This window comes from Bacillus sp. RZ2MS9, from assembly GCF_001816185.2.
In the GTDB taxonomy this organism is placed as follows: domain Bacteria; phylum Bacillota; class Bacilli; order Bacillales; family Bacillaceae_G; genus Bacillus_A; species Bacillus_A cereus.
The window spans coordinates 2,857,735-2,878,727 of sequence record NZ_CP049978.1 but is presented as its reverse complement, the minus strand read 5'-3'; the positions used below and the strand labels follow the sequence as shown (position 1 = coordinate 2,878,727).

Sequence of the window (20,993 nt, the reverse complement as noted above, 5' to 3'; positions counted from 1 at the left end):
CTTTTATTATAAAAATTATTTACCATACAAATAGCCCAACGAGCATAGCACTTAATAAAGAAACAGCCATCCCGCTAACAAGAAGCTTCCAAACATTTTTACCGATGACTGATGATTTTTCTCCGCCAAATAATGAATTGTAAGTTCCGTAAATCATACCTACTGTACTAAAGTTAGCAAAAGAAGCTAGAAATGTCGTTGCAACCGCAACCGTATGCGGTTGTAACGACTTTAAGTTTGATTTTAAATCCATCATTGCAACAAATTCATTCGTCGTTATTTTGATCCCCATTAATTCAGCTACATACATAGCATCACTGCCTGATAAACCGAGTAAAAATGCAAAAGGACTAAAGATAATGGAGAAGATTTTTTGAATTGTTAACCCCGTTACAAAAAATCCTAAAATCCCATTTAAACATGCTGTTAAAGCTACATAACCAATTACCATAGCTAAAATAACGATAACCATATTCATCCCAACTAACATACTGTTTGAAATAGTAGAAAAGAAATCCTTTTTTTCATGTTTTGAAGGTGTGTAAACAACGTCTTCTTCTTTCGAAACTTCCACAGGATTTAATACATTGGCTAAAATTAATGCGTTAATACAATTTAATGGAATGGCGCTGAAAATATATGTTGCTGGCACCATTGATAAATAAGCGCCAAGAATGGATCCGCTAACGCTACTCATACTCATAATTCCAAAAGTTAATAATCGATTTTCTTTTAACACAGATAATTGATCACGAACAACCGCAAGTGCTTCGGTGTTTCCTAAAAACATCATTTGAATCGAAAAGAAACTTTCTAACTTTGGTAAACGAGAAATCTTTGAAATAACTGCACCTACTTTATCAATAATCCAAGTTAAGATTCCGAAATAAGATAGAATATCGAAAAAAGTAATAACAAAAATGATAGGAAGTAACGCACTAAAGAAGAAATCAATGTGCTGACTTTCCATAGCTGAAGGAAATGCAAATCGAATACCTTCATTCGCACATGCTAGTAGCCAACTGAAAAATGACGCAATTTTATTAATGATAATACTGCCAAGCTTTGTGCCTAACATAAACCATGTAATAAAAAGCTCCAATAGGATGAGAATTACAATTGGTCTCCATTTTATATGTTTTTTATTAGGCGAACATAAGAAAACGATTAATATGACAACGAAAATCCCTAACATATTCAATATGAAATGCATGTCAACAACTCCTTGAGGCTTATTATTTGTATATAAAAAAGCATCTATTCTTCCAAATTTGGATTATGATTAGAAGTTATGAAGCATGTAAGTTATGTTAGGAATCAATGTATTTTAATTTGCTTTATTTTGAGCAATCGCAGTAATTATCGAACAATTAGTTGTTTTCAATTGTTTTGTTGGATATTAAACGTATGCGATTTTAAACATCGTTTATCCCGGATTAACGGGCAGTAAGACTTTTACCTCAAAATTCAGGGAAAGCAAAGAAGTGAAGTGGGGATGGGCTGCCCGCAAAATCCCGATTGGTAAGAGCTGATTAAAATTTCACTTTATAAATAAGAACGGTGAGTTGGCCATGAACCTTGAAGTTTCCGAAGCTGTATAATTTGTCCTGTATGATAAGCATCATGCAAAAGGATATTCATATATTGTTGCCAAACTGGTAGAGAAGGACTTAGTTGATCTAGTTCTGCTTCTTGAAGGGCGGTTAATGAAGATTGTAAGGCATCATGTACTTGAAGCGTTCGCTTTTCTCTTCAATAAACCTTCTCTATAGTTGAACAAGAGAGTGAAATACAACGTATAATTGAGCCATTAAAAAATCTCATTTTTAATATGATATTTAATAATCAAGGCTTTCATTGAGTCAGAATGAAAAGAGTATAAACCTTTTTCTGTTTGCTCATTGATTAAAGTTTTTTTAAAGTTGCAAAACGGTTCTAAAAATATAGAAGGTAAAATTCGATAAAAATAGAATATGTTATATAGCAAACAAGGAGGGGATAAAAATGGAGGTCTATCACATAACGAGCAGAAAAAGGGAAACATACAACGTTCAGGTGAAATATTCGATACTTTTCGAATGTGCACTTGGCATTGCAGCGATTACTCATAAAAGGTTAATTGATACTCTTGAAAAGACTCAAAGTGAATGGGAAGAAATTAAGAAAGCATTAACAGAAGAAATGAGAGAACACTTACAGTTTGTAGAAGAACATAATACGTGGAAAGCATTACTCCAGTTATTGTATGAAGAGGATTTTCAAGATTTATCGCAGTTTAATTTTAAAATTGATTCATTTTCAGAAGAAGATTTGAAATTTATATGTTTACCGTTTTTAGGAGAGAAGTATGAAGAGAAAAGACGTTTAGCTGCAACGGGAGTTGTATGTGCAATACACGAACTAAAGGAACTAACAGATAATCATCAGTTTTTTTCTACTTATATTAGCTTTATATGTAATGTAGATGTACAAGTGCTGAAATCGCATTTAATCGCTGTTATGACAGGTTGGTATGAGAGTGTTATTAAAAGAGAGGAAGAACAAATACTTTCTATATTAAAACGAGATTATGAAGCGAAAAATGAAATGAATAAAAAGATGAAGCCGGAAGAGTTTGTCGAGTGGGCGACTGGCGGAGTGAACTATATGCCAGAGCCAAGTGTTCATCACGTACTTCTTATTCCGCAAATGACGTACAGACCGTGGAATATTGAAGCAGATATTGATGATACGAAAGTATTTCATTATCCAGTTGCAAATGAAAGCATTCATCCTGAAGATCCGTATGAACCGAATTATTTTTTAGTTCAAAAACATAAGGCTCTTGGGGATGAGGCGAGATTGCGAATTGTAAAAATGTTATTTGAAAAAGAACGTACATTACAGGAAATAACGGAAAGATTACAGCTTGGTAAATCGACTGTACACCATCATTTGAAATTGTTACGTGCAGCGAAGTTAGTTGATATACATGACGGAAAATATGTATTAAGAAAGAAAGCAGTACAGTCTTTAGCGAAAGAATTAGATATGTTTTTGAATAGATAATTAACAACGAGAATGTACATAAAGGGAGGAATATAAAAGAAAAGTTGGTGTGTGAAATTGAAAAATATATTGAAAAATCGTTCGTTCTTTTTCATGTGGATTGGTAGTGCAATCTCTGAATTAGGAGGGGCTTTCGGAACGTTATGTAATTCAATTCTAGTATATGAGTTAACAGGATCGGAAATGGCTTTAAGTAGTATGTGGCTATTATATTTCATCCCATCACTCATACTGCAATTAATAAGTGGCCCATTTATTGATAAATGGAGCCGGAAGTGGATTATGATTTTTTCACAATGGATACGGGCGTCCGTATTCTTATTACCTTTGGTGATGCTAGTTACAGGTAGTATAGAAGTTTGGCACATTTATGTTGTTCAAATTGTAGTGGGACTTATTACACCTCTTTATACACCTGCAAGTCAAGCAATTACACCGAGCATTGTAAGTCAAGGACAACTTCAAGACGCAAATGCGTATATTGATGGAATGACTCGTCTCATGATGTTTCTTGCGCCAGTATTAGGCGGAGTAGTCATTCATTTCATTGGAACAGAACTTACATTATCTTTCGTATGTATTTGTCTATTTGTTAGTGGTGCTTTCTTACTTTATATAAAAGAAAAGAGAACTACAACAGATATACGAAAAACGTGGCTAGAACAATTTCTTCAAGGTTTTACATATTTTTTTACAAAACCAATCATCGTTTGGCTCGGTATATTTCTTACTTTCGTGCAGTTTGGAGTAGGGGTAACGATGGTCACAAATCTTCCTTATATAAAAGACGAGCTGTTAGCGGGATATGCAGAGTACGGCTATTTTATGGCAGGTTTTCCACTTGGCTACGTAATTGGCTCAGTATTAGTCGGAAAAGTAACATATAAAAGCCGGCGTATACTTATGCTTGGGGGATTGTTTATAGGGGGACTCACATACATTTCGCTAGGGTTCAATCATAGTATTATCATTGCAATACTAATTGAAGTAATAGCAGGGATTTGTATTGCATTTTTCAATGTTCATAACACAACAATATGCCAACAAATCGTCCCAAATAATATGATAGGACAAGTATTTTCAGTGCGTTTATTTTTCATACGATCCGCTATGCCATTAGGTGTGTTAGTAGGGGGAATATTGAGTGAAATGTGGGGAGTAAGAGCGCTATATTTAATTATCGGTGCAATTATATGTGTCACTTCTTTAATAGGAATGTTACTTCCATATTTCAAATTTTTAGATGAGGCGATAGAAAAGAAATCAGCATAATTCAAAAAATTAAAACTTTACAATTGAAAATAATTATCATAATCAATTATAATAGAAGAATACTAGTATTCGTATTACAAAGAGGGAGTGGGATATATGTTTATCGAAACGAAAACATTTACAGTAAAAGAAGGTACATCAAATATAGTTGTAGAACGTTTTACTGGAGAAGGTATAATTGAAAAATTTGAAGGCTTTATCGACTTGAGCGTTCTTGTGAAAAAAGTAAGACGAGGAGACGAAGAAGTAGTCGTTATGATTCGCTGGGAATCTGAAGAAGCATGGAAAAACTGGGAAACAAGTGAAGAACACTTAGCTGGACATAGAGCGGGACGTGGTAAACCAAAGCCAGATCATATTATTAATGTGGATCATGCGGTTTATTATGTGAAATCATCGAAATCGGCTTATCAACAGTCGTAATATATAAGTAGAGGATACATGTTGTAGAAGCAAACATGTATCCTCTTTTTTATTACTGGGGGGGATGGGAATGATAGGAAATCTTTCATTCATTTAAAAAACGTTCTAGGCTATAGAAAAAAATATTAGACTTATAAAGCATAGTCTTAGACGGAACGCTTGAATATTTTCCCTTACATATTTAAGTGTTATGAAAAAAATGAATCCATATACCCTCAGTTTAAAAGGAGATGAGTACATGAAGCTGAATCATTTAAATTTATGTGTTGATGATTTATCGGAAGCGAGACATTTCTTTGAAACATTTTTTGATTTTCAATTTTTGGAGCAAAAAGGGAAAGCACTTGTAGTCATGAGTGATGAGAGTGGTTTTATACTTGTACTAAGTGATCCAAAAGCATTTAAAGGGAATAAGGAAGTTACGTATCCGGAAGCTTTTCATATTGGTTTTTTAGTGGATACATCAAGTGAAGTGGATCAAGCATATAATCGTTTAGTAGCCGGCGGCATTGAAATAGACAAGGAACCTTATTCGATGAGAGGTAGTAGTTATGGTTTTTATTTTACAGTATTTAATGGCTTATTAATTGAAGTGTCTTGTCTTGATTATAGAGAAGATAAGAAAGTTTCAAAGCTTAATAGTAATCATCAAGAGTAATCATTTGAAGGTGTATAAAATTTAAATATGTATCATATTAGAAGACGGATTAAGAAAGTTTCACTGTAAAGTAAAAAAGACAGACTAATAAATAGTCTGTCTTTTTTACTTTAATTCTTCACATCATCATAAAGTTCAAGTGCCTCTTTCACATTCAATCCATTTTTTACAATGCCATGTATTGCTTGAATCATCGCAGCTGGATGCTCGGATTGCCATATGTTTCGGCCCATGTCTACTCCAATTGCGCCTTCTTGCAGCGCATTGTACGTAATGTTTAATGCGTCTTCAATTGAATCTAGTTTTGGGCCGCCCGCGATGACGACTGGGGCAGGGCATGTGCTCGTTATTTTTTCGAATCCTTCGCAGTAATACGTTTTAATAATATCAGCACCCATTTCAACACATACGCGGGAAGCAAGTGCTAGAAAGCGAGCTTCACGTTTTTGTAATTCTTTTGCGACTGCGGTAATGCCGAGTACAGGTAGGCCGTAATCGTGAGCTTCAGAGACTACATTTGCGAGATTTGTAACAGTTTGTGTTTCATAGTCTGATCCGACAAAAACAGAAACGCCAACGCCAATTGCGTTTTGCTTCACTGCTTCTTTTACAGGTGTAACAATTGTTTCATTCGCTAAATCTTTACCGACGACAGTAGCACCGCCAGATACACGCATAACCATCGGTGTGCTGCAGTTTTCAGGAATACAGGAGCTAAGTACACCACGCGTTAAAAAGAGAGAATCCGTGTAAGGAAGTAAGTTTTTAACTGTTTCAAGTGGTTGTTCTAGTCCGTGAATTGGTCCTAAGAAATAACCGTGATCTATTGCTAACATTACCGCTCTGCCATCAGGTAAAATTGTATTTAATCGATTTTTAAATCCCCAAGTCATTCCAAATCACTCCTTCGTTAATGTTGGATTTTCCGTTTGTACAGTATCTTTATTTGGTAAATGTGGTGACTTAATAAAAACAGCTTTAAAAGGTTTGTCAGAATGGTTAATAAGATAGTGAGATTCATGAGGACGAACTTGCAGGACATCACCTTGTTTAATTGGAACTCTTTCATTATTCACATAGAAATCTATTTCACCTTCTAATGCATAAAAGACCTCTTCGCACGTCGTATGATAATGGTTTTGAAACTCCTGGCCCGGTTGAATGACAACAAGGCCAAGATCAATATTTGGACCTTGTATTAAATATTTCGGCCCGTTATCACCGAAGCGATAGGAGAAGTCATTTTCATTCGCTTTTAACATACAGTTCACTCCTTTATGTAATGTGTTACAGTGCACCAGGCGCAATCCACATATGTGAGGTGAGCCCTTTATCAGCTAAAGCGAGCTGACTGTCATATACAGTTTTCCATGTTTCATAGAACTCTTTATATAGTTCGTGATTTTCAGTAACTGGTTCGAATGTTTGCTCCCACTGTACAAACTCTTCGGCAGTTTCTTCCATAGATGAATATATGCCAGCACCAACTCCAGCAGCAATCGCAGTTCCTAAAGCAGCTGCTTCTTTCACAACAGGTACTTTTACAGGAATACCGAGTACGTCTGATAGAATTTGTGGCCATAGTTTTCCTTTAGCGGCACCGCCAGCAAAAATAACTTCAGAAGGGAATGTGCCAGTTAGATTTTTTATTAATTTTAAGTTTCCAAGTGTAATGAAGGCTGCATTTTCTTCAATAGCACGGAACATTTCTTTTTTTCCGCATTTGTCAGCGTCTAAACTTAAATTTAAGAATGAAGGTGCGGCATGACGCCAAGAAATGTAGTTCATAACGTTTGAAAAAGTAGGGATAATACCATATGAACCGACAGGTACGTCTTTCGCTTGTTCTTCTAATAATTCATAAGCGTCTAAACCGAGTTTTTCAGCGAGCTTTTTTTCTTCTTGGCAAAAAGCGTCTCGAAACCAACGCATAACGAGGCCAGGGAAAAAGGCAATCGTTTCATATTGCCAAAGGTTCGGAACGACGTGACAATTTACTCGAATTGCCGCATTTGGATCCGTTGTTGACTCTGTAATATTCACTTCCTGTTGCCAAAAGCTGCCGCCGCATATTAAAGTTTGATTTGGTTTTACGACTCCAGTCCCGAGTGCTGCCATTTGAGCATCACCGCCGCCAGCGACGACAGGAATTCCTTCAAGTAAACCAGTTAGTGCTGCACACTCTTTTGTAACATTACCAATCACAGTGCCAGCTTCATTTACTTTTGGTGAAAATGGCAAAGATATACCACACTCTTTAGCGACATTGTTATCCCAATTTCTATTTTGTAAATCAAAGATTCCAGACGTACAACCGTTGGAAGGATCGATTTGCAGTACGCCGCTTAATTTATACAAAATCCAATCATTTAACATTGTAAAGGAGTGAATATTGTTGTAGACGTCTGGTTCATGTTTTTTAATCCAAAGTAGACGTGGTAAAGCACCCAATGAAAAAGTTTGCCCAGATTTTCTGTATAAATCTTCTTCAAGATGTGAGCGGATTTCTTTTAGCTCACTAACTTCAGCGGATGCACGGCCATCAACATTTGCACATGCCCATATTTCTTGCCCATTTTTATCATATAAAACAAAACCTTCTCGCATACTTGTAGCGCTAATAGCTTGAATAGAAGAGGGAAGTATATTACTTTTTTGCAGAACTTCTTTCGTACACTGTTGTACAAGTTGCCAGTTTTCTTTTACATCAAAATTCATAGAACCGGGGTAACGAGGATCAGTTTTATGAACCCATTCCTTTTGGCTTACTGCAATTTGATTGCCATGTAAATCAAAAAGAACAGCTCGAATGCTTCCTGTACCAGCATCGAAAGCTAATAAAGTAGACATTAAGAATCACCTTCCTTTCTTAATAAGGAGAGCGCAGTTTCTTCATCAGTAATTAATGTATGAATAAATTTCCCTTTTAAAGCCCCATAAATGGCATCTATCTTTTGTGTACCTCCAGCCACACCAATGACATGCTTCATGTTGCGAAGAATCATAAGTGGTGTGCCAATTAGACGATTATGATGCGAGAGCTCTAATAACTCACCATTCGTATTATAAAACTGTCCTAAAATATCGCCCGCCCCGTTTTGACTTCGAATATATGTCATTTCACGTAGCGTTAATTTTTCTTCTTTTACAATTGTAGCGTCTTGAGATAACCCGCCAATACCGACAACTGCTGTATGTGCAAGTGAAGCGACATGAAGCATATCTTTCACACTTGGTTCTGATAAAATACTTCGTGCCATTTCAGTAGAAGATGCTAGAAAAGGAGTAGGAATAATATGAAGATCACCTTGCATGTAGTGTAAATAGTTTTGTTTTCTTGAAAGATAGTGGTTTACTCCGCCTGTTAGCGTTACGAATGAAAGATTAATAGAACTTTCAAAATGAATGTTTTCTAGCATTTTACTTATCGTTTCACCCCAGCCGATGCCGAGTAAATCACCTTGTTGGAGATGAGTCTCTAAATATTGTGCAGCGGCTTTTCCGAGAGAAGTAGCATAATTGTTTATTGGAGTAGGGATAATGAAAGCATCTTTTAAGTGGAACTTTTTCATTAAGTCACGTTCAATGCTCAAGCAATGCAAACCGGTTCCTTTTACGTGAAATGTAACGATACCTTCACTGCGTGCCTTATCTAATAACCGGACGACTTTATTTCTTGAAATATGAAGAAGTGACGCGATCTCCTGTTGTGTTAATTGGTCTTTATAATAGTACCAAGCTACTTTAGTTAATAAATTTTCTTCAAAGTTCAGCTGTGACATACTCTTCATCCCTTTCAACAATTGACCACAGCTTAAACATATGTACCATATATTTTGTTTATTCCAGTTGAAACGATTAATAGTACGTAGAAAAAAGTGTTCTAGATATAAAAAAAGGAATATACAATGCTACAAAACAAGTAGAACAAATAATCATTTTCTCAAAAAATGTTCTGGGTAAAGGCAGGTGACATCATGTGGAGAATGTGCCCTTATTACAAGTGAAGAAAATGAGTAAGGCGTTTTCGAATCAACTTGTGCTAAAGGAAGTGAACTTACAAGTAGAGCATGGTGATATATACGCTTTAGTTGGTGGAAATGGCGCCGGGAAATCGACATTAATGAAAATATTAACGGGGTTATATTCGTATGATAGTGGAGAAATGTATGTGAAAGGAAAGAGACAGCAGTTTGCAAATCCAAAAGAAGCACACCAAGAAGGGATTTATTTAATACCACAAGAACCGCTCATTTTTCCGCATATGACCATTGAAGAAAATATATGTATTGGATTAAAGGGGAATAGAAAGAAGCTTAAAGTAAAAGTTCAGCAATTAATTGACAGTTTAAGTTGGGATATTGATCTTAATGAACAGGGAGAATCGTTATCTATTGCGCAACAACAGTTAGTAGAAATCGTTAGAGGATTAATAAGAGAAGCTGAGATTCTTATTCTAGATGAGCCAACATCGACATTAACAACACACGAAATTAAGAGTCTTTTTGTGTTGATGAAAAGTTTACAAGAAAAAGGAATTGGGATGATTTATATTACGCATCGTTTTCCAGAAATCTTTGAAATTGCCAACAAAGTAGCAATACTACGTGATGGAATGGTTGTAAGCCAAGGTGATGTATGTGACTATACATATGACATGCTGATGGAGGGACTATTGCCAAAAGGATATAAACAGAAAGAGAAAATAGAAGTAGTTCAAGAGACAGCAAAGACGAAAAAAATATTAGAAGTGGTTGATATAAATGGTCACGCATTCGAAAATATATCATTCACTGTACATGCGGGTGAGGTTGTAGGTGTTGCTGGCATTATAGGATCTGGCAGAACGGAATTAGCAGAAGCGATATTTGGATTGAAAACTATAAAATCAGGGTCTATCTTATTGGGGGGAAAATCAATTGATACGTGTTCTTTGCATAAAAGGCTAGACGAAGGACTAGTTTATGTGCCAGAGGATAGGGCGAGGAATGGAATTTTCTCAATTGCTTCTGTTAAAGAAAATATTGCAGCAGCAAGTTTATATCAAAATAATCGCTTTTTTATAAATCAAGAAAAAGAAAGCGCTTTAGTTAATTCGTTTATAGAACAGTTCCGAATTGTTGTACAGAATATGAATAAAGAATTGGCATCTTTATCAGGAGGTAATCAGCAGAAGGTCGTGCTTGCGAAGTATCTTGCATGTAATCCTAAAATTATTATTCTTGATGAGCCGACTCGCGGAATTGATGCGAAAGCAAGGCTTGAAGTGTATGAGACGATAAAAAAAATGAAAAGGGAAGGACTCGCAATTTTATTAATCTCTTCAGATGTTGAAGAAATTATCCAATTAGTAAACCGTGTATATGTAATGAGAAATGGGCGATTTGTTTCTCATATGGAAAAAGAACAACTGAGTGTGAATGAAGTTACACGCCTTGCATACGGAGGTGTAACGGAATGAAACGTATGTATAAAAGGCACGAAACGTCTATCATAATGTTACTACTAATTTATATAGCTATTGTAGGGATGATAAACCCTAGTTTTATTCAATTTACCTCGTTATCTTTACTGATGAAATCAAGCGTTATTTTAGTCGTGCTAGCAATCGGTCAATCGTTCGTCTTATTTACGAAAAATATAGATGTATCAGTTGGTTCAAGCATGGGATTAAGTGCAGCAGTTTGCGGAATGATGTTAACGAATGGGTATAGTGCATTCTTGTCGATATTTGTAGTTATTATACTTGGGGCCATTATCGGTTTCGTAAATGGTATTGGAGTTGCGAAGTTTCGGGTACCAGCCATTATTATGACATTAGGCATGTTAGGAATTGTTAGAGGTGCAATGTTAATTTTCACAGGCGGGAAGTGGATTGAAGATATTCCAAACGATTTTAAGCAGCTGTCATCTATCATCATTCTTGGTTTACCTATAACTGTATGGTTCGTTCTTATTATTTTACTACTACTATACTTTTTTTTAAGAGAAGTGCCATTGGGAAGATACTTTTATGCGGTAGGTGATAATGAAGATGGCGCGAGGCTTATTGGTATACCTGTTAATAAAGTGAAGATATATGCGTTTATGATTTCAGGCATAAGCGCTGCGCTCGCTGGTTGCATATTTGTTATGAATATTGGGTTCGTTCCAAATCAAACTGGTACAGGAATGGAACTACAGGTGATTGCAGCTGCTGTGCTAGGAGGAATTCATCTAAAAGGAGGAACAGGTTCTATATTTGGAGCTGCACTAGGAGCATTGTTTTTAGAAGTGATAAGCAGTTCACTTATCTTTTTAAAAATACCAGCATTTTGGAATAATGCTATTTCAGGTTTTTTACTATTACTTATTATCATATTAGATAGCGTCATGAAGAAGTGGAAAGCAGAAAGGAGAATGAATCTATGAAGTATTTTTACAGATGGGAAGGTGTGTTAATCATATTACTTCTTATAGAATTCATTCTCTTTAGTTTTATAAACAGCAATTTCTTAAATATTAGTAATCTCCTTTTTAGTACAAATGATTTTCTATTCATAGCAATCGCGGCAATTCCAATGACTTTCGTTATTGTAACAGGAGGAATTGACGTATCTGTAGGATCAATTATGGGGCTAACCTCGATTTTAATTGGTGTGTTTTGGATGAATGGAATTCATATTTTACTAGCAGTAATAATGGCACTTATAGTCAGTTGCTTAGCAGGAGCTTTAAATGGGCTTATTATAAAATTGACAGATGTAGAACCACTAGTCGTTACACTCGGAACGATGTTTTTATACGGAGGAATTGCACTCGTCATTTCAGGAGGGGCAGGTGCTTCTGGATATGAAGGGATAAGCGGCTTACCTGATACTTATGTACAACTAGCAAATGGTAGTTTTATAGGAATACCCAATTTATTATGGCTACTTATTTTATTAACAATTGTATGCACGATTTTGTTTCACCGAACGATATATGGGCGCCACGTAAAATTAACAGGCGCGAATGAAAATGCAGCAAAATACACCGGGATTAAGACGAAGAAAGTAGTAATCATTGCTTACATACTTTCTGGGTTAGGAGGTGGATTAGGAGGAGCTTTCTTAACTGCATATTTCGGTTCTGCACGTGCTGATATAGGAAGCGAAACAATATTACCAATTATTACAGCAGTTGTATTAGGCGGGACACTTATTACAGGTGGAAAAGGAAGTATTTTCGGTACTGTACTGGCGAGTATTTTCATTGGGCTCATGCAGTATGGCTTGCAAATGACGGGTTTAACAAATGAACAATCCAATGTAGTAATAGGTATTATCCTTATTCTTTCAGTTATTATGAGACATTTCAAATTACATCAATTTTTAGCGGGGAAAAGACAGAGTTTGCATAAGGGGGAAATGTCATGAAGAGAAAACTAGGGATTGTATTGATTGTATGTATTTGTTTAATCGGTTTAATTGCGTGTTCTAGCCAAACGGCAGATAAGAAAAAGGCTGATGATGTGAAATTTGCATTTATTCCGAAATTAACAGGAGTTGGTTTCTTCACATCGGGAGGTGAAGGAGCAAAGGAGATGGGAGAGAAGCTAGGCGTACAAGTGAAATATGATGGGCCGTCTGAAGCGAGTGTATCAGGGCAAGTAAAGTATATAAATAATTTTATTAACCAAAACTATGATGCACTTATGGTTTCCTCTACATCAGTTGATGGTTTATCGCAATCACTACAACGTGCTAAGAAAAAAGGAATGACCGTCTTAACATGGGATTCTGATGTGAATCCGAAAGATCGTTCTTTTTATATAAGCCAAGGAACACCAGACCAACTTGCTAACTTATTAATAGAAATGACTTCTAAGCAAATTGGAGATAAAGGAAAAGTAGCATTCTTTTATTCTAGCCCGACAGTAACGGATCAAAACCAATGGGTAACGAAAGCGAAAGAAATTATTAAAAAGAAATATCCGAACTGGGAAATTGTAACGACGCAGTATGGTGAAAATAATGCACAAAAATCTTTATCCGTAGGGGAGAACATATTAAAAACGTATCCAGATATTAACGCAGTTATTTGTCCAGATGCAACAGCACTCCCAGCAATGGCGCAGGCAGCTGAAAACTTAAAAATGGATAAAAAAGTAGTGGTAACTGGATTTTCTACACCGAACGTTATGCGTGATTATGTAAAACGAGGAACAGTACAACAATTTGGTTTATGGGATGTAAAACAACAAGGTGCTCTCGCAACGTATGTAGCAAATGAAATTGTTGTAAAAGGGAAGAAGTTAAAAGTAGGGGATAGCTTCGAAGTAAAAGGAATTGGAAAAGTGAAAGTAGAGCCAAACTCCATTCAAGGATATGATTATGAGGCAGAAGGGAACGGAATTATCGTATTACCAGAACGAGTTGTATTTACGAAAGATAATATTGATAAGTATAATTTTTAGTAGACAAAAAAACGTCCGAATATATCGGACGTTTTTTTATTTCTGCATTAATTATGAACAGTTTCTTTTTCGTTTAATCCAAGTGTACGACCAGTAGAAGTGTGAAGATCTTGGAACAATCTTGGATTTTCAGTTAGTGAAATGCCATATGAAGGAATCATTTCTTTTATTTTTTCTTCCCATTCTACCATGCGGCTTGGGAAACATTTTTCTAATACTTCAAGCATGACGTGAACAGCAGTAGAAGCACCTGGTGATGCGCCTAGTAATGCGGCGATTGAGCCGTCAGCTGCACTTACTACTTCTGTACCAAATTGAAGTGTTCCTTTACCGCCAGCATCAGTATCTTTAATTACTTGTACACGTTGTCCAGCAACTACAATATCCCAATCTTCACTTTTCGCGTTCGGAATGAATTCGCGTAATTCTTCCATACGTTTTTCATGTGATAACATAACTTGCTGAATTAAGTATTTTGTAAGTCCCATTTCTTTTACACCAGCGGCTAACATCGTTAAGACATTATTCGGTTTTACAGAACCGATTAAGTCAAGATTTGAGCCAGTTTTTAAGAATTTAGGTGAGAAGCCTGCGAATGGTCCAAACAGTAAAGCTTTTTTATTGTCTATATATCTCGTATCTAGATGAGGTACAGACATTGGCGGAGCGCCAACTTTAGCTTTACCGTACACTTTCGCATGATGCTGCTCTACAACTTTTTGGTTTTTACATACCATAAATAGTCCACTTACTGGGAAGCCACCGATATGCTTTGATTCAGGGATACCAGTCTTTTGGAGTAGAGGTAGGCTACCGCCACCGCCGCCAATAAAGACAAATTTAGCAGTATGATGCTCAATTTTACCACTATTCATATCGTGTACTTTTACTTCCCACAAACCATTTTTCGTGCGCTTAATATTTTCGACACTATGCTTGTAGTTTAGCTCGACATTTTTTGTTTTTAAGTAATCAAACAACATACGTGTTAATGCACCGAAGTTAACATCTGTTCCAGAGTCAATCTTCGTTGCCGCCATCGGTTCATTAGATGTGCGACCTTCCATAATGAGTGGAAGCCATTTTTTTAATGTTTCAGGAGCATCAGAAAATTCCATTCCTTGAAACAGTGGATTTTTTGAAAGCGCTTCAAAACGGTTTTTTAGAAACTCAACATTTTTTTCCCCTTGTACTAAACTCATATGAGGTAGTGGCATAATAAAATCTTGTGGATTACGAATTAATTTGCTCTTTACAAGATATGCCCAAAATTGTCTTGAAAGCTGGAATTGCTCATTCACTTTTACAGCCTTACTAATATCTATAGATCCGTCAGCTTTTTCGGAAGTATAGTTCAGTTCGCATAGCGCAGAATGCCCAGTACCTGCATTATTCCATTCGTTAGAGCTTTCTTCCCCGGCACTTGCGAGTTTTTCAAAAACTTTAATTTCCCATTCTGGTGCTAATTCTTTTAGTAATGAGCCTAACGTTGCACTCATAATTCCTGCACCAATTAAGATAACGTCTGTTTTTTGCTGCATGTTGCTCATGATAATCTCTCCATCCCCTATATTGGCAAAAAAGTGTAGGTGTTTTCTATGTCTAAGCCGTAAAAGAGAAACACCGCCTAGGCCCCACCTAGGTGTATACCTTTTTTGTCTCAATTATATAACCATCTCATACTCTATTATAATAATTAATAGACTAAAATATCTAGTGTTATCTGATAATTTTAAACTATTTAACGTTTTATTCGCTAAAAATCTTATTTAACAAGCTCTTTTAAGGTGATAAATAGAAAAAAATTACAGTTTGAAATTATCTCGAAAAAGCTTACGTATCCTTAAGTGACTAAATCGAGTACCTTTTTATGGGATTATTCTTTCTGTAATGGTAAGATTATTCTGAAAAAAAAAGGAGGGACTCTAATGTGTACAAAAGAACAAATTTCAAGCTTATTTCGAAACTTTTCAATAAAGGAATGTAAAGGGTCAAGTGATTTATATGAATATTTATCAATGAAAATTGCTGAAGATGAGGAAGTACTTACACTATCGTCCTATGCTCAGGTAGGTCAACCAGTCCCAAACTTACTATTAGGTGCAGTACATTATTTATTGCTAGCAGGGAAAGAACATCATTTAAAAACGTATTATAGTAGTTTAGTTGAAAATGCTGATACAAATTTAGATAAAGCTTTTAATCATTTTAAAGATTTCTGTAAAGAGTACCGAGAAGAAATCATTACTTTGTTACAAACGAAACTCGTTCAAACAAATGAAGTAAGACGGTGCGCATACTTATACCCAAGTTTCTGCTACATATTTAACAAAGTGAAGAAGCCGTTAGCGTTAATTGAAATTGGGACAAGTTCTGGGTTGCAACTGTTCTGGGACCAATATTGTTATTCGTACGGGACGGATGAAATGTACGGAAATATAAATTCAAATGTGCATGTAACTTCTGAAATAAGAGGGGAGAATGTACCGCATTTTCTAAAAGAAAGCCCATCTGTCGTAGAAAGAATCGGACTGGACTTACATGTGAATGATTTACATGATGAGGAAGATTATTTATGGTTACGTGCTTTAATTTGGCCAGAGCATAAAGAAAGGCTTGAGATGTTTGATCAAGCTGCATCTTTAGTGAAAAATGAATCTGTCCAATTAATAGAAGGAGACGGTGTAGAGCTATTATCATCTATTATTGAACAAATAAGTGAAGAAGCTGTTATTTGTATTTTCCATACACACGTCGCAAATCAAATACAAGAACAAGTAAAACATAAGTTAGAAAAACAAATACAAGAAATTGGCGCAAAACGTGATGTATTCCACCTGTATAATAACATGTGGGATCGTGACCTTCATATTGATTATTATATTAACGGAAACGAATATCGTGAAACGGTTGGAGAAACAGAAGGGCATGGGAGATGGTTTAGCTGGAAGATTGGAAATGAGACGCTTATTTAGATTAATAGGGGCGCCCTCACTTGTAAAAGAAGGGACCATAGGCTCAAGCATTGACTAAATGGTTAAGGAATAAATGTATTAGTAACATACAAAAAATGCTTCGGAGAAATCCTAAGCATTTTTTGAATTACATTTAAACCCCATAATGGATCATGTACTTCTGTTCTGCTGCAGCTTGTACAATTTTTGAAGCTAACTCATTCAGCTCATCAGATTTTCTGAAGAACTTTGAAGATGTAACTGTTTCATAGAAAATTGCTAAAGATTCAGGAGGGATAATTGTAATACCACAATAAGCTAAACCGTATTCCTGATTTTTGACTGTATGAAAGTAAGTTTTCATAATTGATAAATTTTGATTTAAACTACTGATAATATCATCATTAACAGAAATACAATGATATTTCTCTGGTGTATAATCATTGTAACTTTTTTGAGAATTAAATTCGTCAATTATTCCAAAATCATGGACACATGCCATCATTATCATCCTTTCAACTTTAATAAAGTGAGTTCTATTAAAGCAAAATGGTCATTTTGTTTACGTGTAATAGAAATGATTATGTAGTTCATTAGTATAGTACTTCATAAAATATCTTCGTTTCTTCTTCGTGAAGACAGTTTACTTATCGATAAACGCATCAGGAGCCCAAGTGGCGATTTCATTCCCAGGTGCAGCGACTACAAGCCATTGCTCACATAGGACACCAGCATGCCAACATTCATAATAATCATGAAAACCATTTAAAAAAATAATTTGTCCACTATCTAATGTAATAATTAAATGAGGGCTTTCTAAGCCAAGTTGTATATCGGTAACTTTTTGTCTTCTTATCTTAAATATTCTTTCATATTCTTCTTCCTCAGAATAAACTTCAAATTCATCTTCATTTAATGGGTATCTTTTTTGAGGTTTATTAAATAAACACCATTTTGATTCGATATTGATATATAATTGCTCGTCATAATCAACGGAGTCGTGAAAGTTTGTAAATTGAATCTTTATAGCGCCTGAAGAAATACCAAATTGTAATCCATCAACTTGTGATCCGATAAAGAGATTTTTTAACACTTTTTCAGCGTAAATTTTATCCTCTGTATTCATTCTTGAATTCCTCCTTTTCATAAAAATATACCTTATATTTTTATTGTAATAAATAAATTTTCATGTAAAATGAACCTTTTGTGAAAAACGAGCGAATATAGTGTGAAGGATCATGAGAGGGGAACGGAGCTTTGGATGAAGTACAATTAAAGGAATGGCTATATAAAATGGGGTCTGGGGACCAAGAAGCCTTTCAGATTATTTATGAATATACATGTAAAGATATTTATAGAACAGTAGTATTTTTAGTAGGAAGTCAAAACCAAGATGTAGACGATATAGTTAATGAAGTGTACATCAATATGTGGAAGTCCATAACAAACTATGATATAAATCGTTCATTTCGTTTTTGGTTACATGGACTAGTTGTCAAGGAAGTACAGGATTGGCGTCGTAAATCGTGGCGACGATTTCGAATCTTTGAAAAGAAGAAAATGTATGAACAAGATCGGCCTTACATAATGGATGAAGCTATTTTACATAAAGAAACACGAAGTGAATTAGTAGAAGTTGTACAAAAAGGTTTTACAATTCATCAATTAGAAATTGTTGAAGGAGAATATAAAGATTACTTTATTGATAGACCATTTGATAAACCATCTGAAAGAAGGCCTGATTTTACTGGAGATATAAAGAAATATAAATTAAATGGCTATGACGTTACATTCGGTGAGTATAAAGAATCGAATGTAAGGGCTATGAAAATAGTTGTGCCAGCAAGGGAAGGGAGAAATGCATATCAAGTGTATATAAATGATAGTATGCTGTCTAAAAAAGAGCTTGAGAACGTTTTACTTTCGATGATTGAATAGTTAATGAAAATAATGAAAGTAACTAGTTACTTTCATTATTCATTTATGGTAATATGTTAGTAATCACTTACTTACATATTGAATGGAGGAATAAAGATGGGTAAATTAACAGCGCGAGAAAAAGTTATGGAAGCTGCTACGTTATTGTTTGGTGAAAAAGGATATACAGCGACAACAATTCGTGAAGTAGCAGAAAAAGCAGGGGTAAGCGAGTTAACGATATTTCGTAATTTTAAAAATAAGGAAAATCTTTTTAGGGAGAGCATTATTTTACGGACGACACCAGTGGCATTGTTAGAGGAAATAGAAGAGCAATTTACTGGTGATTTACATAAGGACTTGACGAAAGTGGCGGAAACATACATTCAAATCAATTTGCCAAAGCTAAATTATATTTGGGCTGCGCTAATAGAATCAAGACAAAATAGTGAAATGAAAGCATTACTACATGAGTTGAATTCACATCTAGTGAATCACTTAGAAAAATATTTAAAGCAACTTGGTGAGAAGGGACACATTTCTACCTGTAATTACCGTTTGGTAGCGAATATGTTTTATGGACAATTGTTTTTATACATTATGAATGTAAGTATATCAGAAGAAGAAATTCAATTAGAAGAGTATATAGAGACATGTGTAAATTTATTTGTGAGTGGCATTTTAAATCAATAAAACGAATAAGGGTGGCAGAAATGAGGAATACATTTGCATTAATAGCTTTAATTGCAGGCTTTTTTATGGCGATTTTAGATTCAAATATTGTGAATATCACATTACCAGAAATGACAAAGACATTTCATACTTCAATTGATACAATTTCTTGGGTTGCTAATAGTTATAATGTTGCCTTTGTATCGTGTTTATTAATTGCAGCACGTTTGGCGGATCAGTTTGGTCGCAAGAAGCTGTATATTATTGGTTTATTGGGATTTTCTGTTAGTTCGTTTATGTGTGGTATAGCCACTTCTTTTCATACATTAGTAGCTTTTAGGATAATACAAGGAATTTCCGCCGCAGTTATCGTACCAGTTGCTATGCCACTAGGCCTTAATTTAGTACCGAGAGAGAAACAAGGTATGATAGGAGGCATCATGGGAGCTTTTGGGGGATTAGCAGCGGCAATTGGCCCTTCACTTGGAGGTGTTTTAACTGACAAATTAAATTGGAGTTGGGTGTTTTTTATTAATATACCAGTTGGTATTTTATCTTTCATCTTCGTGATTCTTTGTATTAAGGAATCATATGATCATGCTGCAAGCTCTAAAATAGATTGGGCAGGTATGATTACTTCTGCATCTGCACTATGCTTACTTGTATATGCACTCATACAATTAAATACAAATCATTTAAGCACGATAAGCTTAATACTTCTTTTTATGCTCTCACTCATAGGTTTTATATTATTTTTTATCATTCAAAAGAAAAGTAAAAATCCAATGTTGCCATTAAAGTTATTCACAAATAAAGAATTTTCAATCGCAAATTTTTCTTTATTTTTTGTTGGAATGGGATTAATGAACTTTTTGTTTATACTTGCTTTTTATTTTGTCCAAGTAGGAGGTATGTCTGAATTACAGTCAGGTTTAATAATTAGCACGCTAGCGATTGTTTCAATGCTTGTTACAGCAATAGTAACACCAATTGCAGCGAAGCGGGGAAGTTCATTAGTAGGTAGCATGGGGCTACTAACATTTATTTTATCATCATATTTATTTAGTCAAATAGATTCAAACTTTACTACATGGGATTATATTTGGCGATTAATAATCGTTGGGATTGGAACTGGTTGCACATTAGCGCCATATACAACAATAGCGGTTTTAAGTGTGCCGATTGAAAAGTCAGGTGTTGCTGCAAGTATATGTAATATTTCTAGAACAGTTGGAAGTATTGTTGGAGTAGCGATACTCGTGATGTTTCTGAATCATCAGTTGTTAGTTGAAAAAGAGAAAGTAAATAGGGAAGTAGTGACCGCAATTAAAAAAAGTGATTTGTCAAATTTAGAAAGGGAACAAGTATTGCAAGCCATAAATAAAAAACAACAGATATTATTAAAAACTGATGGAGAGAGCAAGATTTACAAGCAATTAAAGGAGAAATATAAGCAAGGAATTATTCGTAGTTATAATGAAGTATTTCTAATGGGTAGTATTATCTTTTTTATCGCTTTTGCTTTTAATATAGGAAGAGTCATTATAAGTAAAAAGAGAAGTAAAAAAGTAATATCTTATAATCTGTAATATTATTATGTAAACAAAAGAGT

Annotated in this window: 19 protein-coding genes and 2 pseudogenes; 12 read left to right on the top strand and 9 right to left on the bottom strand. The window is 35.0% G+C overall.

What is annotated here, in order from left to right; translation table 11 throughout:
* Positions 1-19: 19 nt before the first annotated feature.
* Together BHV55_RS14785 and BHV55_RS14780 are read right to left on the bottom strand one after the other, a co-directional pair.
* Entirely contained in the window at positions 20-1,213 is a 1,194-nt protein-coding gene (locus BHV55_RS14785) for a NupC/NupG family nucleoside CNT transporter (RefSeq protein ID WP_000545484.1), read from the bottom strand.
* Positions 1,214-1,545: 332 nt separating this feature from the next.
* Positions 1,546-1,746 (bottom strand): annotated as a pseudogene (locus tag BHV55_RS14780) (DinB family protein); the annotation flags it as partial.
* Between the two features lie 258 nt (positions 1,747-2,004).
* On the opposite strand from BHV55_RS14780, the gene BHV55_RS14775 reads away from it, so the two are divergent.
* From BHV55_RS14775 to BHV55_RS14760, 4 genes are all read left to right on the top strand, one after another.
* On the top strand, positions 2,005-3,048 hold the full coding sequence (locus BHV55_RS14775) for an ArsR/SmtB family transcription factor (protein ID WP_000454579.1): 1,044 nt from the start codon (positions 2,005-2,007) through the stop codon (positions 3,046-3,048).
* Between the two features lie 51 nt (positions 3,049-3,099).
* On the top strand, positions 3,100-4,320 hold the full coding sequence (locus BHV55_RS14770; protein ID WP_083320230.1) for an MFS transporter: 1,221 nt from the start codon (positions 3,100-3,102) through the stop codon (positions 4,318-4,320).
* A gap of 96 nt (positions 4,321-4,416) precedes the next feature.
* Complete coding sequence (gene hmoA / locus BHV55_RS14765; protein WP_000469498.1) at positions 4,417-4,743, top strand: heme-degrading monooxygenase HmoA; 327 nt, start codon at positions 4,417-4,419, stop codon at positions 4,741-4,743.
* 238 nt (positions 4,744-4,981) lie between these two features.
* Positions 4,982-5,401, top strand: a complete 420-nt coding sequence (locus tag BHV55_RS14760) for a VOC family protein (RefSeq protein ID WP_000773087.1) — start codon at positions 4,982-4,984, stop codon at positions 5,399-5,401.
* A gap of 110 nt (positions 5,402-5,511) precedes the next feature.
* On the opposite strand, the gene lsrF is transcribed toward BHV55_RS14760, so the two are convergent.
* Genes lsrF through BHV55_RS14740 form a run of 4 tightly spaced genes read right to left on the bottom strand, consistent with a single transcriptional unit; the run spans position 5,512 to position 9,201 of the window.
* On the bottom strand, positions 5,512-6,294 hold the full coding sequence (gene lsrF, locus BHV55_RS14755) for a 3-hydroxy-5-phosphonooxypentane-2,4-dione thiolase (RefSeq protein ID WP_000219782.1): 783 nt from the start codon (positions 6,292-6,294) through the stop codon (positions 5,512-5,514).
* A gap of 6 nt (positions 6,295-6,300) precedes the next feature.
* The gene (locus tag BHV55_RS14750; protein ID WP_000909986.1) at positions 6,301-6,663 is read right to left on the bottom strand and encodes a cupin domain-containing protein; all 363 of its coding nucleotides are present in this window, start codon (positions 6,661-6,663) and stop codon (positions 6,301-6,303) included.
* A gap of 25 nt (positions 6,664-6,688) precedes the next feature.
* A complete protein-coding gene (lsrK, locus tag BHV55_RS14745; protein ID WP_070757963.1) occupies positions 6,689-8,251 on the bottom strand; it encodes an autoinducer-2 kinase in 1,563 nt (520 codons plus the stop codon).
* Positions 8,251-9,201: a sugar-binding transcriptional regulator gene (locus BHV55_RS14740; RefSeq protein ID WP_002005323.1), complete on the bottom strand. Its 951-nt coding sequence runs from the start codon at positions 9,199-9,201 to the stop codon at positions 8,251-8,253. The genes lsrK and BHV55_RS14740 overlap by 1 nt, the downstream gene beginning before the upstream one ends.
* A gap of 179 nt (positions 9,202-9,380) precedes the next feature.
* Between BHV55_RS14740 and BHV55_RS14735 the strand changes: the two genes are divergently transcribed.
* Genes BHV55_RS14735 through lsrB form a run of 4 tightly spaced genes read left to right on the top strand, consistent with a single transcriptional unit; the run spans position 9,381 to position 13,838 of the window.
* Positions 9,381-10,862 (top strand): sugar ABC transporter ATP-binding protein, encoded by a 1,482-nt coding sequence (locus BHV55_RS14735; RefSeq protein WP_000432630.1) that lies wholly within the window; start codon positions 9,381-9,383, stop codon positions 10,860-10,862.
* On the top strand, positions 10,859-11,812 hold the full coding sequence (locus BHV55_RS14730) for an ABC transporter permease subunit (protein WP_070757961.1): 954 nt from the start codon (positions 10,859-10,861) through the stop codon (positions 11,810-11,812). Before BHV55_RS14735 ends, BHV55_RS14730 begins: the two co-directional genes overlap by 4 nt.
* Positions 11,809-12,798 carry an ABC transporter permease gene (locus BHV55_RS14725; protein ID WP_000873530.1) on the top strand — a complete coding sequence of 330 codons (990 nt, stop codon included), beginning with the start codon at positions 11,809-11,811 and terminating at the stop codon, positions 12,796-12,798. The genes BHV55_RS14730 and BHV55_RS14725 overlap by 4 nt, the downstream gene beginning before the upstream one ends.
* Positions 12,795-13,838 (top strand): autoinducer 2 ABC transporter substrate-binding protein LsrB, encoded by a 1,044-nt coding sequence (gene lsrB, locus BHV55_RS14720; protein WP_000823656.1) that lies wholly within the window; start codon positions 12,795-12,797, stop codon positions 13,836-13,838. The genes BHV55_RS14725 and lsrB overlap by 4 nt, the downstream gene beginning before the upstream one ends.
* 47 nt (positions 13,839-13,885) lie before the next feature.
* Here lsrB and BHV55_RS14715 read toward each other — a convergent pair whose 3' ends face one another.
* Positions 13,886-15,388: a malate:quinone oxidoreductase gene (locus tag BHV55_RS14715; protein WP_000069138.1), complete on the bottom strand. Its 1,503-nt coding sequence runs from the start codon at positions 15,386-15,388 to the stop codon at positions 13,886-13,888.
* Positions 15,389-15,766: 378 nt separating this feature from the next.
* On the opposite strand from BHV55_RS14715, the gene BHV55_RS14710 reads away from it, so the two are divergent.
* Positions 15,767-16,813: a DUF2332 domain-containing protein gene (locus tag BHV55_RS14710; RefSeq protein ID WP_070757959.1), complete on the top strand. Its 1,047-nt coding sequence runs from the start codon at positions 15,767-15,769 to the stop codon at positions 16,811-16,813.
* 133 nt (positions 16,814-16,946) lie between these two features.
* Here the strand turns inward: BHV55_RS14710 and BHV55_RS14705 are convergent, their stop codons facing one another.
* Together BHV55_RS14705 and BHV55_RS14700 are read right to left on the bottom strand one after the other, a co-directional pair.
* On the bottom strand, positions 16,947-17,297 hold the full coding sequence (locus BHV55_RS14705; protein WP_002152719.1) for a hypothetical protein: 351 nt from the start codon (positions 17,295-17,297) through the stop codon (positions 16,947-16,949).
* Between the two features lie 138 nt (positions 17,298-17,435).
* Positions 17,436-17,918, bottom strand: a complete 483-nt coding sequence (locus BHV55_RS14700) for a hypothetical protein (protein WP_070757957.1) — start codon at positions 17,916-17,918, stop codon at positions 17,436-17,438.
* Between the two features lie 131 nt (positions 17,919-18,049).
* Here BHV55_RS14700 and BHV55_RS27495 point away from each other — a divergent pair.
* From BHV55_RS27495 to BHV55_RS14685, 3 genes and pseudogenes are all read left to right on the top strand, one after another.
* Positions 18,050-18,499 (top strand): annotated as a pseudogene (locus BHV55_RS27495) (sigma factor); the annotation flags it as partial.
* 327 nt (positions 18,500-18,826) lie between these two features.
* A complete protein-coding gene (locus BHV55_RS14690; RefSeq protein ID WP_048558456.1) occupies positions 18,827-19,402 on the top strand; it encodes a TetR/AcrR family transcriptional regulator in 576 nt (191 codons plus the stop codon).
* Positions 19,403-19,422: 20 nt separating this feature from the next.
* Positions 19,423-20,970, top strand: coding sequence for an MFS transporter (locus BHV55_RS14685; RefSeq protein ID WP_048567555.1), 1,548 nt, complete (start codon positions 19,423-19,425; stop codon positions 20,968-20,970).
* The last annotated feature ends 23 nt before the right edge of the window (positions 20,971-20,993 follow it).

Coding starts and splice junctions, on each gene's coding strand:
- BHV55_RS14760 (WP_000773087.1), top strand. CDS start 4,982: ATGAAGCTGAATCATTTAAATTTATGTGTTGATGATTTATCGGAAGCG.
- lsrB (WP_000823656.1), top strand. CDS start 12,795: ATGAAGAGAAAACTAGGGATTGTATTGATTGTATGTATTTGTTTAATC.
- hmoA (WP_000469498.1), top strand. CDS start 4,417: ATGTTTATCGAAACGAAAACATTTACAGTAAAAGAAGGTACATCAAAT.
- BHV55_RS14725 (WP_000873530.1), top strand. CDS start 11,809: ATGAAGTATTTTTACAGATGGGAAGGTGTGTTAATCATATTACTTCTT.
- BHV55_RS14685 (WP_048567555.1), top strand. CDS start 19,423: ATGAGGAATACATTTGCATTAATAGCTTTAATTGCAGGCTTTTTTATG.
- BHV55_RS14715 (WP_000069138.1), bottom strand. CDS start 15,388: ATGAGCAACATGCAGCAAAAAACAGACGTTATCTTAATTGGTGCAGGA.
- BHV55_RS14730 (WP_070757961.1), top strand. CDS start 10,859: ATGAAACGTATGTATAAAAGGCACGAAACGTCTATCATAATGTTACTA.
- BHV55_RS14775 (WP_000454579.1), top strand. CDS start 2,005: ATGGAGGTCTATCACATAACGAGCAGAAAAAGGGAAACATACAACGTT.
- BHV55_RS14750 (WP_000909986.1), bottom strand. CDS start 6,663: ATGTTAAAAGCGAATGAAAATGACTTCTCCTATCGCTTCGGTGATAAC.
- lsrF (WP_000219782.1), bottom strand. CDS start 6,294: ATGACTTGGGGATTTAAAAATCGATTAAATACAATTTTACCTGATGGC.
- BHV55_RS14700 (WP_070757957.1), bottom strand. CDS start 17,918: ATGAATACAGAGGATAAAATTTACGCTGAAAAAGTGTTAAAAAATCTC.
- lsrK (WP_070757963.1), bottom strand. CDS start 8,251: ATGTCTACTTTATTAGCTTTCGATGCTGGTACAGGAAGCATTCGAGCT.
- BHV55_RS14690 (WP_048558456.1), top strand. CDS start 18,827: ATGGGTAAATTAACAGCGCGAGAAAAAGTTATGGAAGCTGCTACGTTA.
- BHV55_RS14785 (WP_000545484.1), bottom strand. CDS start 1,213: ATGCATTTCATATTGAATATGTTAGGGATTTTCGTTGTCATATTAATC.
- BHV55_RS14710 (WP_070757959.1), top strand. CDS start 15,767: ATGTGTACAAAAGAACAAATTTCAAGCTTATTTCGAAACTTTTCAATA.
- BHV55_RS14705 (WP_002152719.1), bottom strand. CDS start 17,297: ATGATGGCATGTGTCCATGATTTTGGAATAATTGACGAATTTAATTCT.